Genomic DNA, 15443 nt, shown 5'->3' on the forward strand with positions numbered 1-15443 from the left:
TTAGGCATAAATGCGGAATTGGAAGGTGACATCGGTGTGTGTTTTGGCTGGAAGACGTGTATACATCTGATAAATTATCAAAATTTTTTTGAAGATCATTTCCGGTTGCTCCTTAAAGTTTCAAAACTTCGCTCCGCAAGATATTCGCATCAGTTATTGATGATTTTCACTTCAGATACTGAGTATCCAGGGTCATCCTTTTTGGGATCATGCAGGACCCGCGGTTTTCGAGACCATCGGGTTTTGGTTTGCCCCGGAAACTGAGGATCCGGCAATAACCTGTTTGGGTTTGCCTCAAATCCTGAGGATTCGGGTTCTTCCTTTTAAGGATGGAGCAAAATCCGCAGTTTCCGGGGCTATCGGGTTTATTTGGATGAGATACGCGGTCTCTGAGGTAGCGGGATATCATTTCCATTCATATCTTAATAATTTTTTCTTAAAAATCGTCAGATATTTTTACTTTTATGAGCAAATGATTGTGGAGCAATCCCTAATATATCGATTGAGAAACGGGCGAGACGCTCGCGCCAGCGGGGGTTTGGAATAAAGCCAAAACATTTTATAAATTTATGACAGACAATCCTTTTTGTATTCCCGCTTATCAAGCTCAATATAATGATTATACAAACTCAGGCCATTTTTATAAATAAACGAAATTATGTCTAAAATCATTTTAATTTTTTTTGTCAGCTTTTTTTCCGCACAGCAGAGTTGCAAAATATCTTTTAAAAATAGTGTTTTGTCAGACGATGGAATAATAAAACTTATCGTAACTGAGATCGGTGGTAAAAAAGTAAAAGTTCCCCAAATATATTCATCTATTTGGGCCAGACCAATTGAACTTCAAGTTTTTAATGATGTAAAAAATGATTATGTTACCACAGATTATATTGGGGATGATGTAGATTGTTTTAATAACAATGGATGTTTTGGCAAAATGTTCAATTTAAAAAAAGGAAATTCTAAAGAGTATAGAATAAAAATAATTCCCGGTAGTTTATCTAGAGGACTTAAATACAAAAAGATTTATAGATTTAAATTAGCTTTTGATACTTCATTTTTAAAAGGATGTAATGATTATGTAACTGACTGGCGATATTATGATAATAAAAATAAATAGAACTCGCTGCGCAAAGTAAGGAGACTTTGCGCATTTGTACTAATCTTATCTTTAAAGAAAATCATTATAGTAATTTGTATCATCCTCTATCAGGAGACTTTGCCTATTTGAGAAAATCTTAAGTTAATAAATTATGATAAATAATTAAGCTTTTCACCAAATAATAAAATCAAAATCATGAAAACAGGGAATTTATTCATTGTACTCAGCTTTTTCGTCGTACTAATTTCCTGTAAGAAAGAGAAAGATGCAAAGCAGGTAGAGATCATCGCAAAAAAGACATTTCTAAAAATCGACACTTTTGAAGATTCACTTGTTAAAAATAAATTCGTTTCCGGTTGTATTATGTCATTGTATAAAAAATCAGACAATAATGCTGACCCTATTTTAATGCAGGGAAATGAAATTAAACATGTAATCGGAAGATCTATATTTATCATGAAAATCGATAACACATTGCAGAAATTTGATTCTAATGATGAAAGAGACGTTAGAAATATAAACCGAGATCTGATCAGAACTAAATTAACGAACAAAGAGTACGAGGTAGAAATCACAACATATTTTGAAAAGAATATTAAGGGAGCCTACCTTAACAAATATTTTGGAACTATAAAAGTTAAAAGAAAGAAAGACAGTGTTACTAACTCTGTCGATTATGTAGGTGAAATGGTTTGCTAAGCTTTCACCAATTTTTATTACATTAGCCTTAACGTAAAATTTCTGTAAAATGGATAAAATACCTAGTGTAGACCTGCGTGATTTCCTTTCGGGTGACCCGAAACGCAAACAAAAATTTGTAAATGAAATCGGAAAAGCTTACGAAGAAATTGGTTTTGTAGCCCTCAAAGGCCATTTCCTGGATGATAAACTGGTAGACGATCTGTACGCAGAGGTGAAAAACTTTTTTGAACTTCCCACCGAGACCAAACAGAAATACGAAATCCCCGGCATCGGCGGACAGCGTGGCTATGTAGGTTTCGGGAAAGAAACGGCAAAAGGTTTTAAAAAAGGCGATCTGAAAGAATTCTGGCATTTTGGTCAGTACGTTTCTGATAAGTCGAAATACAAAAACGAGTATCCGGACAATGTGATGGTGGAAGAACTGCCAAGATTCAACCACGTCGGGAAAGATGCGTATCAGATGCTGGAGAAAACCGGAAAATACGTACTTCGCGCGCTTGCTCTGTATCTTGGTCTGGATGAATTTTATTTTGATGATAAAATCGCCGAGGGAAATTCTATTCTCCGACCTATTCATTATCCGCCGATTACGCAGGAGCCTGACGATGCGGTGCGTGCCGCGGCGCATGGCGACATCAATCTCATCACGCTCTTGATGGGCTCGCAGGGGAAAGGTCTGCAGGTTCAAAACCATAAAGGAGAATGGATTGATGCGATTGCAGAACCGGATGAACTGATGATTAACGTTGGTGATATGCTTTCCAGACTTACTAATAATAAGCTTAAATCTACGATTCATCGAGTGGTAAATCCGCCAAGAGAACTTTGGGGAACATCGCGCTATTCAATTCCGTTTTTCATGCATCCGGTGAGCGAAATGCCGCTCAATGCCTTAGAAAACTGCGTTGATGAAAACCACCCAAAACTATATGAAGACACGACCGCCGGAGAATTTCTCCACGAGCGTCTGATCGAACTGGGACTGATTAAAAAATAAAAGAAAACCGAACGGATTGTTCGGTTTTTTTATTTGGAATTTTATTACTTAAAATCCACTTTTTGATCCAATTCAATCGGATTATTATTTGTTATCAGTGTCTTTCGAATGTTCCCAATAAGTTCACTTTGATTCATAGGAATGCTTCCGCCGCTACCGTCATTTTTAGATAATTTACTGATTCCCATAGACCGCATCGCAAACATTGGATCGTCATATAATTGCTGTTGCAGCTGTTGATATTGCTTCCAGGTGATCACTTTTCCACCTTTTGGAAGATAGAGAGAATCCCCCTCATACTTTTTTAATGAAGATAAAGAAAAAACAAAGTTATCATCTACATCTGAAATTTTCAAAATAAGACCAGGCAAACCATAAAAATAATAAGGCCCTTCTGCCAAAGCAATATCTTTTGTAAACCATGCCGTCCAGTTTCTGCCACCATAATTTACCATTGCTTTTTGACAGTGGAATTCTCCAATCTTTGCCGTTTCATCAGCAATCTGCCAGTTCAGCTCCGGCATTTCTTTTATAAAATAGCGATCGCGGCTTAATGAAACATAATGTTTTGTAAAAATGTTCGATTTAAGATCTTTGACGATATAAAGCTGTCGGTTTGGTGCTGTCTCATAGGAAAAGCCATATTGATTTCTTGCTAAGAGTGAATCTGAAATTCTTCTGTTTTCGGCCCGGAAAACAGATTTATTATTTAAAATATCAAGAACATATTTCTGCTCAGACTGTTTATATCCTTTCCAGAAAACGTATATTTTATCTGATAAGCTTGTGCTGAAAAAAAAGCATTTATTGCGATAGAAAATAATACCGTGAAAATTTTTGAAAATAATGTTTTACACATACCTGATTTTTATAATTTAAAACAACCTCAGCTGCTGCTCGCGTGTTCCGGTAAAGTTTGCGGATGAAAGTTCGGGTAGCGATTTGTCTTTAAAATATTTCAGCTTTCCAATTTTGAATGTATTGTGAATCATCTCTGCGATATTCCCTTCGCCTTTCTGGCGTTTAAAATATTGCTTTTCGCCGAGTTTTCCGCCACGCATTGAGCGGATCAGATTTAAAACCTTCTGCGCCCGATCCGGAAAATGTGCTTCAATCCATTTGACAAAAACCGGCTCGACAGAATCATTAAGTCTGACAAGCGTATAACCAAAACCCAATGCGCCCGCATCTGAAACCGATTTTAAAATCCCCAGAGATTCATCACTCGTCAGCCCCGGAATCACCGGCGCCACCATCACATTCACTGGAATATTCTGGCTTGATAACAGTTCGATCGCTTTAAGTTTATTATACGAAGAACTCGTTCGCGGCTCCATTTTGCGGCGAACTTCTTCATTCATCGTCGGGATACTGAGCGAAACGGTGACGAGATTTTGCTCCGCCAATGGTTTTAAAATATCCATATCACGCGTGACCAACGCGTTTTTTGTAAGCACATTCACGGGATGCCGGTAATCGAGACAAACCTGCAGCATCTTTCTGGTAATCTCAAATTTGCGCTCGGCAGGCTGATAGCAGTCGGTATTTCCGGAAAGTAAAATCGCGTGCGGCTGATAACCTTTTTTCTTAAAGAAACTCTCCAGAAGTTCGGGTGCATTTTTCTTGACCATGATTTTTCTTTCAAAATCAATTCCGGCACTGTATCCCCAATATTCATGCGTCGGCCGCGCAAAACAGTAACTGCAGCCATGCTCACAGCCCTGGTACGGATTCATTGAAAACTGCATTGATAAATCGCGGCTTTTTACATGATTCACAATAGACTTAGGAAAAACTTCGGTGAAGGTCGTTTTAACAGATTCCATATCTTCTTCCTCAGGTTCAAAGGTATAACGGTCGAAACGGTTTATCTCGTTCTGCTGCGCGCCTTGTCCTTTTTTGAAATCTGAAGATGAAATCATGAGATAAAGATAAGTTCAAATTTTGAAAAACCAAAATCTAAGCCAATAGTTTTTGCATAAAAAAAAATCCGGAATCGTACGATACCGGAATTTCCTCTGAAGGATATTTTTAGTTGTTATTTGAATGCATAATATTCTACTCCGTGCTCGTCATCAGAATAATCATTATCAAAATGACGGTGGTGATCTGAGTAATAATCATTGTATTTTCTGCTTTTCTTGCTTAAAATTTTCTTTACGCCCAAAAAACCCAACACTGCCAAAAGACCTATCCCTCCTGCCAATAAAACGCCGACTTCTTTTTTCATACTTAAAACTGTTTAGTACCATACGAAAGCAAATAGTGTTCCTTTTCAGTACGATAATATTGTAAATTTTTGTTAATACAAGAATCGGTGATAATCCGTCAGGTACCATAAACATTACTATGGTTTGAAAATTGTACTCTGAAAAGCAACCTTAAAAAATAGTACTATGGAAAATCCGAAACTGAATAACGAAGACAATATGAGCACACTGAGCCAAGTGATGAATACAATGGCAAAACGTGGCATAACCAAAGAATTCCGCATGAACGAAAACTGCGAAATGAAGTTCGAAAATTCTGAAAAAAACTATCGTCCGGAAGAACTTACGATCGTGAAAAGTTACCGCTTTGAAGGTGACAGCAACCCGGATGACAGCGCCGTTCTTTATATCGTTTCAGATAATGATGGCAATAAAGGTATGATCATCGATTCGTACGGAGCCGACAGCAATTATCCCGGTGAAGAGTTTGATGCGTTTCTACGAGATATACAGATCAAAGAAACTGACGAATTTTAACATAAATTCAAGTAAAACAAAAAACGTCCTGATATAAATATTCAGGACGTTTTTTTCATTTCTTCTTTACTTTTGCGGCTTCGACAGGAACTGTTTTCGTCGGCTCAAGTTTGATTCCGATCAGCGTTCGTTTCAGACCATCTTCAATGCCTTTCCAGAAAAGATTAAAGAACGATTTCGTAGGATCGCGATCCACATCTTCTACCACCACGGCTTCCGGAAATTTATCTGAATCTGATTTAATAAACAGATTAGCAACAGCACTCAAAATTCCTTTTTTCTCTTTTGTTTCTTTTTTCAGAACCGTAATTTTTAAGTCTTTATGCTTAATACTGAACGGCCCGCCGATACCTTTTGGATTTCCTTTGAAATTGAACAGCATTTCATTAATCGTTCCTGTCGCGGTCACGCTCATGTAAGGAACAACGAACGAATTAAGTGCTACCGCAGGAATATTACTGAGCTTTCCGCCAATTGAAAAACGGTCGCTCCGGTCGGCAGTGTCAAAATCCCAGTTCACATTCAGCGGTGAGGTTTTCATAAAAATACAGTTAATTTTAATACCCACACGCGTCGGTTTGTTTTTCATTTTTGCCGAATTAAGATTGGTTACCGCCATATTGAAATTTGTAAACGTCAGTTTACCAGGTCCGTCACTTTTCGGCGTATCTTCCTCATACACCAAAACCGAATTTTTCAGCTGAACCAAATTAATAAGCATTGGAATTTTGATCTCGCGAAGCATTTTAGAATAAAGTGGTTTTTTCTTCGGATCGTCATCTGGAACTTTACTTCTGAAAATATTCGCGTCGGCACCTTCAACAGTCATTTTTGAAGCAAAAATCGATTTTTCCTCAGACAGAAAATCCCAGTTTCCCTGCGCCGAAACTTGTTTTACACTGATATCATAAAGGTCTTTTTCCGTGTCAATCATTTTGATAAACGCGTTTCGCGAAACGAGCGGCTTCATTGAAAAATTGGCAAGCGAAAAATTTTTCTCGGTAAAACTTAATGCCTGACCTTTCATCAGATAAAACTCCGTTTTGTACGCGAAATCTTTAGCTTTCAGACTGTAATTTTTCACAGAAAAAGCAATTCCGTCTTTCGAAGAGTTTTCTGTGATTTCTGCATTATTCAGCTGCGCATTCAGGTTTGAAAAACTTAGAGGCTGATTTTTTGAAATATATTCAATACTGGAATTTTTAAGATCAACCTGATGAATTTTTACAGGAAATAAAAGGCTTTCAGCACGTTTTTTAGATTTTGGCTTTGTAATTCCGGCTATAATATTTCCATTGATATTTTCCAGAAGAAGATTCTGTACATCGAGTTTTATTTTCTTATCAACTACTTCGAAAGTATTCAGATTAAAGGCAATTTTACCGCCTTTCAGTCCCATCGAAGTTTTTTCTGAATTTTCCGAAATTGGTTCGGATGAAATATCGGTGAATTCTCCTTTCTTTTCCGTCAGACTAAACTTCCCGATTCCAAAATCCTGGTGTGTGAAAAAATGCAGCCTGCTTCCGCTTATGTTAAAATCCTTGTATTGCACCGGAATGATTTCCTGCGAACTATTTTTATCAATTTTAAAAGCATTAATGCTCGCATTCAGCAAAGGCGCGTCCAGTAATTTTTCGCCGTTTGGTTTTTTGATGAGGATTTTAGCATTCGCAATTTTTATGTTATCCAGATTGACTTCAAAATTAAACGGCTTTTTTAGTTGATCCGGAACGGCATCAGTGGTAGAAATTTCCAGCTGCGGATTTTGAAAAAAAGCATTCGTGAGCGTCACCTTATTCTTCTTCAGAATCATATCCTGAAAAACCATTTTCTGAAGCGTCATCGCGTAAAGCTGTTTCTTCTTTGGAAACTTTCTTTTAAAATCATCAAAAGAAACAAGCGGTTTTACCACAACATTTTCCGCCGACAGTTTTCCGTTTGCAGTTGCCATTTTCTTCACCGTGATAGCATAAACTTCATTAGGCCGAAAATAAAAATTGCGCGTGGAAATACTATAAGAATCGAATAGCAGAGGCAAATCATTTTCTGTAGGTTCTTCAGGTAAAGAAAGCTCGTCAACTGATAAATTGAGATCGTCTGCCGCAAAATATGGCGAATGGTCAGATTTTAAAATACGGATCGAACCATTGATAATTTTTATATTGTCAAAAGCAACAGGATTGCGCTTTTTTGGCGCTTTTTTATCTTTTGGTTTTGCTAAAGTAATCTGAAGATTTGGCCGCGCCAGTAGAATATCGCTTGAATGAATAACTTTATTTACAACCGCATCATAAATCCCGAAACGGCTAACTTTCAATGTATCAATCGTTCCGCGAAAGCCAATAATTTTATCGTTCTCAGGATTTTTAGTTTTTACGGAAATCTGTGTTGCAAAAACATTTCCGGTGCCGAGATCGACCCCTAAAGTTTTGTAGCTGACAAGATAGTCGGTATTATTTTTAATGTAAACCGGAAGGCGGTTTTTAAGCCAGAGATTCAGCGCAAAATTGGCGATAAGCACGATCCCAAAAAAAATTCCCAGACCGATCAACAGCTTTTTCACCCACGGTTTTTTCGTGATTTTCATGTTTAATTTTGTTTATCGAAGTTCTGTTGGCGGAGGTGGTTCTACTATCTCAGAGTTTTCAGTAACAAATTTTTCCGTCAGATTTGATTTTAAAATTTTTCCTTTTTTATCTATTAGAAAATACGAATTCCCTTTTTTTGCATAAATCTTCTGTTCGGTCTTGTTATAGCCAAAGAAATCATTTTGATCTGGGAAAATTTCATCATAAATAAAATCACACAAGATTTTTCCTTCTTCATTTATAATTCCGGCTTTGTTTTGTTTCTTAGCGAAAATTAAACCATTGAGATATTGAAACTTATCGAAAATCGGTGGAATGGTTATTTTAAAGTTTTCATGATCGATTAAACCAGTTTTTCCTTTTTTGACAATGAATTTAGAATGTCGTGGTCCATATTCAGTCCAATTTGAAATTTCATCGTATTCCAAAGGAAGAATTATTTTTTTGTCGATATCAATAATTCCAAACTTTTTGTTTTTCGAAACAATAAGATAGTTGTGGTTATTGAATATTGGAGTTACCGAATTATATCCCTCAATTAGTACTTTGTTATTGATATTGATTATTTTATTGTCCGCAATAAACAAATTCTTTTCACGTAGTTCTTCATCGTCAAATTTATCATACAATGGAAAAATTCCTTTGTATTGAATGGGGATTTTTATTTTTCCTTTTTCATCAATTATACCAAATTTTTCTTCTTTTGAAATTTCCAAAAATGAAGTTCCTTCCAGTTCAGACATTGTGTCGTACTCAAATGGTATAAGAACATTTCCTTGCCAATCTATTTTTCCAAACTTATTTTTAAGATTTTTAAAAATCAAAAATGATTTATCTGTAGAATAACTACTGTAAATAGGCTGATGTGAAAGACCGACTTCATCGAGTTGTTTATTTAAAATATGATAAACATTTCCTTTTCTAGCATTGTAATATTCTGAATAACTAGAGTAATTGGTATCGCAGGGTTGAATAAAATCATATTCTAATGGGATTTTAAATTCTCCATTGGTCTTTATCATTCCATACTTCCCTTTCCTTTTTACAATTGCATTTTTAAAGGTATCGAATACACTTGCGGAATCAAATTTATTATTGGGAAAAGACGCCTGAGCTTTTAAATTTATAAATTCAAATTTGCCGTCTCTTTCCACAAGAGCTGCACCATTTCCAAAATAGGTAGAAGCATCTCTTTTAAAAAAATCTTTAGAAAAATCTGTAATATCTGTGCGATGTATTTTATCATAAACAAAATCTGAGAGTTGCTTTCCTTGATTATCAAAAACAGCCCACTTCCCGTTTTTCTTTACAACTACATTAGTATCGAGCATTTGCTGATTAACGTCGGGATATATAATGGCAATAACCTCCATACCTTTTTTATTAATAAAGCCCCATTTGCCATTTTTCTGAACCGCGCACAAGCCACTTGGTCGGAAATAATCGACCTCATCATACTGAGGAGAAATCACAAATTGCCCTTGGGTATTAATAAATCCCCACTTTTGCTTTTTTTTAGCAGAAGCAAGTCCTTCAGAAAAAATGTTGATTGCTTCAAAATCGCCTTCTAATTTTAAATTATTTTTTGTGATGAAAAATTCTTTGCCATTATTTTTCGCATATGCCAATCCATTTTCAAAAGGATTTAGAAAATCATATTCAAAAGGAATTACGACCAAACTGTCTTTATCTATGAATCCCCATTTATTGGGTTGGTGAAGATTTACTCTAATCCAACCTGTTTCTTCATCCTTTTCAAAATGCGATATATTTTTTCTAGACAAGTCAATCTTTTCCTGTGATTTTGAATTACAAGAAACTATGAGTACTAATAAAACAAATAAAATGTTTTTCATTTTAAGAAATTTCCAGCTCAATCACATATCCCTCATGCCCTCTCACATTCATAAAATTCCCTCCCTCAAAAGCTAAATACTGACCTTTAATACCGATAAGTCTTCCGGTAAATTCCGGGTTTTTGTCTAAAGTAAAAGAAGCTACCTTTTCGGGTTTTGAATACGGATAATCAAATTTCCACATCTCTTCACCTTCCGAATAAAACTTCTGAAAATCATCCGGAAAATATTCTCTGATCTTCTGCTGAAAATCGGCGAGATCAATTTCATCTTCAAAATCATCCTGAAGCATCTTCCGCCAGTTGGTTTTATCGGCCAGATGATTTTTCAGCGCGACTTCGATCATGCCGGCTTCGTAGCGGTTTTCGGTGCGCGCGATAGGCAAAGCAAATGTTGCGCCCTGATCAATCCACCGCGTCGGGATCTGAGAATTTCGCGTGACGCCCACTTTCACATCGCCGGTGTACGCAAGGTAAACCGTATGTGGCTGCAGCTGAATTTTCATCTCCACATCGAGATCACGCTCGCCGATGCCGAGATGCGCCGTAGAAAGTTCGGGACGGATGATCGTGTCGCTGGCATACGGACTTTCAAAAAAGCAGCTTTTACAGAAACCCATTCTGTAAATCTGCCGGTCGTGGCCGCAGTGTACACATTGGTATCCATCGTGCTTTATAGAAAGCGTTTTCCCGAGCAACTCGTTCATGTGAATAAGGTCGCCGGAAAGGTTTAAATAATATTGAATCGGCTCTGCATTGTAGCTCGACATTTTGAGGATTTGCCCACGAAACTGCATAAAATCTTTGTTACATTTTACAGTAAATTTAATCAATTATCTATTTACACCGCTTTAATTTATATTTTTGTCTGAAATAAGCAACACAGATGACGTATCTCGTTACCGGCGGAAGCGGCTTTATCGGTTCCCATCTGGTAGAAAAACTTTTATCTCACGGACATTCTGTCATAAATATTGACAATTTTGATGACTTCTACGATTACCGCATCAAAATCATCAACACACTGGAATCTCTTCAGCAAAAACCCGAGTTTTCTTTTTCTGAAAAATCTTCAGATTTAAAAAAACTGTCAGAAGAAACGCAGTCAACAAACTATACCTTATATATACAGGATATCCGCGACAAAGAAGGTTTAAAGCAAATTTTTGAGCAGCATACTTTTGACAGCATCATTCATCTGGCGGCGCTTGCGGGCGTTCGGCCATCGATTGAGCGACCGTTGGAATATGAAGAAGTGAACATCCGCGGAACGATGAATCTCTGGGAACTGGCGAATGAATTTGGAATAAAAAAAGTGGTTTGCGCATCGTCCTCAAGTGTGTACGGCAATTCAGATTACGTTCCTTTTTCAGAAAAAGATAATGTGGATAAGCCTATCTCGCCTTATGCCGCGACCAAACGCAGTATGGAAGTTCTGGGCCATGTGTATCATCATTTATATAAAATTGATATGATTCATCTGCGTTTTTTCACGGTTTACGGGCCGCGGCAGAGACCCGATCTGGCTATTCATAAATTTGCCAGACTCATGGCTGCAGGAGAAGAAATTCCGTTTTACGGCGATGGTACTACAGCACGCGATTATACATTTATTGATGATACCGTTGAAGGTATTTTAAAATCAATAGAATATCTTGAAAATCACGACCGTGTTTACGAGATCATTAATCTGGGAGAAAGTGAAGTGATTACTTTAAATGAAATGCTGGCAGTTTTAGAAAAGAATTTAGGAAAAACCGCAAAGCTGAAAAAAATGGCGATGCAGCCCGGCGATGTCACAAAAACGTATGCCGATATTGCTAAAGCAAAACACCTTTTGGCGTATCAGCCGGCCACAAACTTCCAAAATGGCATAAAAATTTTTGTGGAATGGTTTTTGGGAAAATGAGGCCAGCTACCGAGATTATGCTTACAGCGCTAAGGCAGCTGAAATTTCATAAAAAGAATTGAAAATCAAGTGGTAAAAAAGTTTATAATATAAGCTATTTTTATACTTTTGCAAAAAATATATTATATGTACTGGACATTAGAATTAGCATCGTATCTGAGTGACGCACCATGGCCGATGACAAAGGCAGAATTGATCGACTATGCCATCCGCACAGGCGCACCGATGGAAGTGGTAGAAAATCTTCAGGCAATTGAAGACGAAGGTGAGGTGTATGATGCTATCGATGAGATCTGGAGTGATTATCCTACGGATGAAGATTATCTCTGGAACGAAGACGAATATTAAAGCAACAGGCTTTAAGCACAACGCTTGAAGCTTTTTTTAAATATCATTTTACGCAGAACAGCGTGTTACTAAAAACGCCTGCAGCTTTCCGCTGCCGGCATAAAGCAAAAAATTTATGAGTTTTTTAAATAAAGTTCTAAAAGGATTTTTGGGAGACAAAAAAGCACAAGACCTTAAAGAAGTAAAAAAAGTTGTTACCAAAATAAAATCTGTAGAGCCCGAGATCCAGAAACTGTCTGATGATGAGCTGAGAAGTAAAACACTGCAGTTTAAAGAAAAAATCAAAGAAGCTACTTCTTCGATCACTTCGCAGATTGAGCAGACGCAGGAGCAGATCAAAAACTCTGGTAACGTAGACGAAAAAGAAGCGCTGTTTGCTAAAATCGAAACTTTAAAAAAAGAATCTTACGAAATAGAAGAGAAAGTTCTTCTTCAGGTTTTGCCGGAAGCTTTTGCTTTGATTAAAGAAACTTCGCGACGCTGGGCAGAGAACGGAGAAATTCGTGTGACAGCTACCGACTGGGACAGAGAACTGGCCAATGCCGGAAAAGATTTCATCGAAATCCAGGGTAACGAAGCCGTTTGGAAAAGCTCATGGAACGCTGCAGGAACACCTGTAGTTTGGGACATGGTGCATTATGACACGCAGTTTATCGGTGGTGTGATTCTTCACAGCGGAAAAATCGCAGAGATGGCGACAGGTGAAGGTAAGACATTGGTGGGAACTCTTCCTATCTATTTAAATGCACTTCCTGCAAGAGGTGTACACGTGGTAACGGTAAATGATTATCTGGCAAAACGTGACTCAGCGTGGATGGGACCATTGTACCAATTCCACGGAATGTCTATTGACTGTATTGATAATCACCAGCCCAACTCAGACGGAAGAAGAAAAGCATACAATTCAGATATTACGTACGGAACCAACAACGAATTTGGTTTTGATTACCTGAGAGACAACATGGTGGCGTCGCCTTCGGAACTTGTGCAGAGAGAATTAAACTTTGCCATTGTAGATGAGGTTGACTCAGTTTTAGTGGATGATGCGAGAACGCCTTTGATTATTTCAGGTCCGGTTCCGCAGGGCGACAGACAGGAATTTGATGTTTTAAAACCTTCTATCGACAGAATTGTTGAAGTTCAGAAAAAAACCGTTTCTGGGATTTTTAATGAAGCTAAAAAATTAATCGCTGCCGGAAATACAAAAGAAGGCGGATTCAAATTGCTTCAGGCATACAGAGGTTTGCCAAAAAACAGACAGCTAATTAAATTTTTATCGGAAAGCGGAAACCGCGCGTTGCTTCAGAAAGTTGAAGCGCAGTATATGCAGGACAACAACCGCGATATGCCGATTGTAGATAAAGATCTTTATTTCGTAATTGAAGAAAAAAACAATCAGGTAGACCTTACAGACAAAGGTGTAGAATATATGTCTCAGGGGAATTCTGACAACAATTTCTTCGTTCTTCCGGATATTGGAACTGAAATCGCTGAGCTTGAAGCTAAAAATTTATCTAAAGAGGAAGAATTTGAAGCTAAAGAAAAACTGTTCTCCGATTTTGCTGAAAAATCTGAGCGTGTTCATACAATGAGTCAGCTTTTGAAAGCCTACACGCTTTTCGAAAAAGATGATGAATATGTAGTAATAGACGGTGAAGTTAAAATCGTCGACGAGCAAACCGGTCGTATCATGGAAGGAAGACGTTATTCTGACGGTCTTCACCAGGCGATTGAAGCTAAAGAAAGTGTAAAAATCGAAGCTGCAACGCAGACTTTTGCGACGGTAACGCTTCAGAACTATTTCCGTATGTACAACAAACTTGCGGGGATGACTGGTACGGCAGAAACGGAAGCAGGCGAACTTTGGCAGATTTATAAACTGGATGTTGTGGTAATCCCTACCAACAGACCGATTCAGAGAGATGACAAGCAGGATCTGGTGTACAAAACCAACCGTGAAAAATATAACGCTGTAATTGAAGAGATTGAAAATCTTACCGCGCAGGGAAGACCTGTTTTGGTGGGAACAACTTCGGTAGAAATTTCTCAGTTACTGTCGAAAGCGCTTCAGCTAAGAAAGATTCAGCACCAGGTTTTGAATGCGAAACTTCACAAAAAAGAAGCAGAAATCGTTGCCGGAGCAGGTCAGCCCGGAGTAGTAACGATTGCAACTAACATGGCAGGTCGTGGTACCGATATCAAGCTTTCAAAAGATGTGAAAGAAGCCGGAGGTTTAGCAATCATCGGAACAGAAAGACACGATTCAAGACGTGTTGACAGACAGTTGAGAGGTAGAGCGGGACGTCAGGGAGATCCTGGAAGCTCACAATTCTACGTTTCTTTGGAAGACAACTTGATGCGTCTATTCGGATCTGAAAGAATTGCTAAGATGATGGACAGAATGGGTCATAAGGAAGGTGAAGTCATTCAGCATTCCATGATCTCAAAATCGATCGAAAGAGCACAGAAAAAAGTGGAAGAAAACAACTTCGGAACAAGAAAAAGACTTCTTGAGTACGATGATGTAATGAATAAGCAGCGTGATGTAATCTACAAAAGAAGAAAGAACGCATTGTTTGGAGATCACCTCAAATACGATATCGCCAACATGATTTTCGATGTGGCTAACTCAATCGTAGCGAAAGGAAAAGCCAACGGAAATTTCAAAGATTTTGAGTTTGAAGTGATTAAAAACTTCACGATGGAATCTCCGGTTTCTGAAAATGATTTTAAAAACAAACAGGTTCCTGAACTTACAGATCTTCTTTTCAAAGCTGCGCAGGCTGATTACGATATGAAGCTGAATCTGCTTAAAGAAAAATCTTTCCCGATTATCGAAAATGTTTACCAAAACCAAGGTTCGATGTTTAAAATGATTCAGGTACCTTTCACAGACGGAATCAAAACTTTAACGATTGTTACTGATCTTAAAGAAGCTTTTGAAACGAAGTGTGAAAACCTCATCAATGATTTTGAAAAGAATATCACGCTTTCTATTATCGATGAAAACTGGAAACTTCATCTACGTGAAATGGATGATTTGAGAAGATCTTCTCAGGGTGCCGTTTATGAGCAGAAAGATCCATTGGTGATCTACAAACAGGAATCTTTTCACCTTTTCAGTGAAATGGTAGACAAAATGAATAAGGAAATTATATCTTTCCTTTTCAGAGGAGAAATTCCTGCATAGCAAAA

General features: G+C 37.7%; 13 protein-coding genes. 7 read left to right on the forward strand and 6 right to left on the reverse strand.

Going from position 1 to position 15443, the window contains the following annotated elements; translation table 11 throughout:
• Positions 1–658: 658 nt before the first annotated feature.
• The 3 genes from ASG01_RS04555 to ASG01_RS04565 all read left to right on the forward strand — a co-directional run bounded on the left by ASG01_RS04555 (position 659) and on the right by ASG01_RS04565 (position 2801).
• Entirely contained in the window at positions 659–1120 is a 462-nt protein-coding gene (locus tag ASG01_RS04555; protein WP_055860517.1) for a hypothetical protein, read from the forward strand.
• A gap of 177 nt (positions 1121–1297) precedes the next feature.
• Positions 1298–1801, forward strand: coding sequence for a hypothetical protein (locus ASG01_RS04560; protein WP_055860520.1), 504 nt, complete (start codon positions 1298–1300; stop codon positions 1799–1801).
• 49 nt (positions 1802–1850) lie between these two features.
• A complete protein-coding gene (locus ASG01_RS04565; RefSeq protein WP_055860522.1) occupies positions 1851–2801 on the forward strand; it encodes an isopenicillin N synthase family dioxygenase in 951 nt (316 codons plus the stop codon).
• A 44-nt stretch (positions 2802–2845) separates the two neighbouring features.
• Here ASG01_RS04565 and ASG01_RS15665 read toward each other — a convergent pair whose 3' ends face one another.
• The 3 genes from ASG01_RS15665 to ASG01_RS04580 form a co-directional block, all read right to left on the reverse strand.
• Positions 2846–3649: a GLPGLI family protein gene (locus ASG01_RS15665; RefSeq protein WP_082498284.1), complete on the reverse strand. Its 804-nt coding sequence runs from the start codon at positions 3647–3649 to the stop codon at positions 2846–2848.
• A gap of 27 nt (positions 3650–3676) precedes the next feature.
• Positions 3677–4723 (reverse strand): PA0069 family radical SAM protein, encoded by a 1047-nt coding sequence (locus tag ASG01_RS04575; protein ID WP_117613385.1) that lies wholly within the window; start codon positions 4721–4723, stop codon positions 3677–3679.
• Positions 4724–4839: 116 nt separating this feature from the next.
• On the reverse strand, positions 4840–5031 hold the full coding sequence (locus ASG01_RS04580; protein WP_055860528.1) for a hypothetical protein: 192 nt from the start codon (positions 5029–5031) through the stop codon (positions 4840–4842).
• Between the two features lie 166 nt (positions 5032–5197).
• Between ASG01_RS04580 and ASG01_RS04585 the strand changes: the two genes are divergently transcribed.
• Positions 5198–5548 carry a hypothetical protein gene (locus tag ASG01_RS04585; RefSeq protein ID WP_055860531.1) on the forward strand — a complete coding sequence of 117 codons (351 nt, stop codon included), beginning with the start codon at positions 5198–5200 and terminating at the stop codon, positions 5546–5548.
• Between the two features lie 55 nt (positions 5549–5603).
• Here the strand turns inward: ASG01_RS04585 and ASG01_RS04590 are convergent, their stop codons facing one another.
• Genes ASG01_RS04590 through ASG01_RS04600 form a run of 3 tightly spaced genes read right to left on the reverse strand, consistent with a single transcriptional unit; the run spans position 5604 to position 10788 of the window.
• Positions 5604–8135 (reverse strand): hypothetical protein, encoded by a 2532-nt coding sequence (locus ASG01_RS04590; RefSeq protein WP_055860534.1) that lies wholly within the window; start codon positions 8133–8135, stop codon positions 5604–5606.
• A gap of 12 nt (positions 8136–8147) precedes the next feature.
• Positions 8148–9992: a WG repeat-containing protein gene (locus ASG01_RS04595; protein WP_131725318.1), complete on the reverse strand. Its 1845-nt coding sequence runs from the start codon at positions 9990–9992 to the stop codon at positions 8148–8150.
• Position 9993: 1 nt separating this feature from the next.
• The gene (locus tag ASG01_RS04600) at positions 9994–10788 is read right to left on the reverse strand and encodes a DUF2797 domain-containing protein (protein ID WP_055860541.1); all 795 of its coding nucleotides are present in this window, start codon (positions 10786–10788) and stop codon (positions 9994–9996) included.
• Positions 10789–10877: 89 nt separating this feature from the next.
• On the opposite strand from ASG01_RS04600, the gene ASG01_RS04605 reads away from it, so the two are divergent.
• The 3 genes from ASG01_RS04605 (at position 10878) to secA (ending at position 15438) form a co-directional block, all read left to right on the forward strand.
• A complete protein-coding gene (locus ASG01_RS04605; RefSeq protein WP_055860544.1) occupies positions 10878–11900 on the forward strand; it encodes a GDP-mannose 4,6-dehydratase in 1023 nt (340 codons plus the stop codon).
• A 126-nt stretch (positions 11901–12026) separates the two neighbouring features.
• Complete coding sequence (locus ASG01_RS04610) at positions 12027–12248, forward strand: DUF2795 domain-containing protein (RefSeq protein ID WP_034709134.1); 222 nt, start codon at positions 12027–12029, stop codon at positions 12246–12248.
• Between the two features lie 115 nt (positions 12249–12363).
• Entirely contained in the window at positions 12364–15438 is a 3075-nt protein-coding gene (secA, locus tag ASG01_RS04615; RefSeq protein ID WP_055860547.1) for a preprotein translocase subunit SecA, read from the forward strand.
• The last annotated feature ends 5 nt before the right edge of the window (positions 15439–15443 follow it).

The organism is Chryseobacterium sp. Leaf180, assembly GCF_001424585.1.
In the GTDB taxonomy this organism is placed as follows: Bacteria; Bacteroidota; Bacteroidia; order Flavobacteriales; family Weeksellaceae; genus Chryseobacterium.

Excerpts from the sequence above, each read along its gene's own strand:
- ASG01_RS04555 (WP_055860517.1), top strand. The coding sequence starts at position 659 with ATGTCTAAAATCATTTTAATTTTTTTTGTCAGCTTTTTTTCCGCACAG.
- ASG01_RS04560 (WP_055860520.1), top strand. The coding sequence starts at position 1,298 with ATGAAAACAGGGAATTTATTCATTGTACTCAGCTTTTTCGTCGTACTA.
- ASG01_RS04565 (WP_055860522.1), top strand. The coding sequence starts at position 1,851 with ATGGATAAAATACCTAGTGTAGACCTGCGTGATTTCCTTTCGGGTGAC.
- ASG01_RS04575 (WP_117613385.1), bottom strand. The coding sequence starts at position 4,723 with ATGATTTCATCTTCAGATTTCAAAAAAGGACAAGGCGCGCAGCAGAAC.
- ASG01_RS04580 (WP_055860528.1), bottom strand. The coding sequence starts at position 5,031 with ATGAAAAAAGAAGTCGGCGTTTTATTGGCAGGAGGGATAGGTCTTTTG.
- ASG01_RS04585 (WP_055860531.1), top strand. The coding sequence starts at position 5,198 with ATGGAAAATCCGAAACTGAATAACGAAGACAATATGAGCACACTGAGC.
- ASG01_RS04590 (WP_055860534.1), bottom strand. The coding sequence starts at position 8,135 with ATGAAAATCACGAAAAAACCGTGGGTGAAAAAGCTGTTGATCGGTCTG.
- ASG01_RS04595 (WP_131725318.1), bottom strand. The coding sequence starts at position 9,992 with ATGAAAAACATTTTATTTGTTTTATTAGTACTCATAGTTTCTTGTAAT.
- ASG01_RS04600 (WP_055860541.1), bottom strand. The coding sequence starts at position 10,788 with ATGCAGTTTCGTGGGCAAATCCTCAAAATGTCGAGCTACAATGCAGAG.
- ASG01_RS04605 (WP_055860544.1), top strand. The coding sequence starts at position 10,878 with ATGACGTATCTCGTTACCGGCGGAAGCGGCTTTATCGGTTCCCATCTG.
- ASG01_RS04610 (WP_034709134.1), top strand. The coding sequence starts at position 12,027 with ATGTACTGGACATTAGAATTAGCATCGTATCTGAGTGACGCACCATGG.
- secA (WP_055860547.1), top strand. The coding sequence starts at position 12,364 with ATGAGTTTTTTAAATAAAGTTCTAAAAGGATTTTTGGGAGACAAAAAA.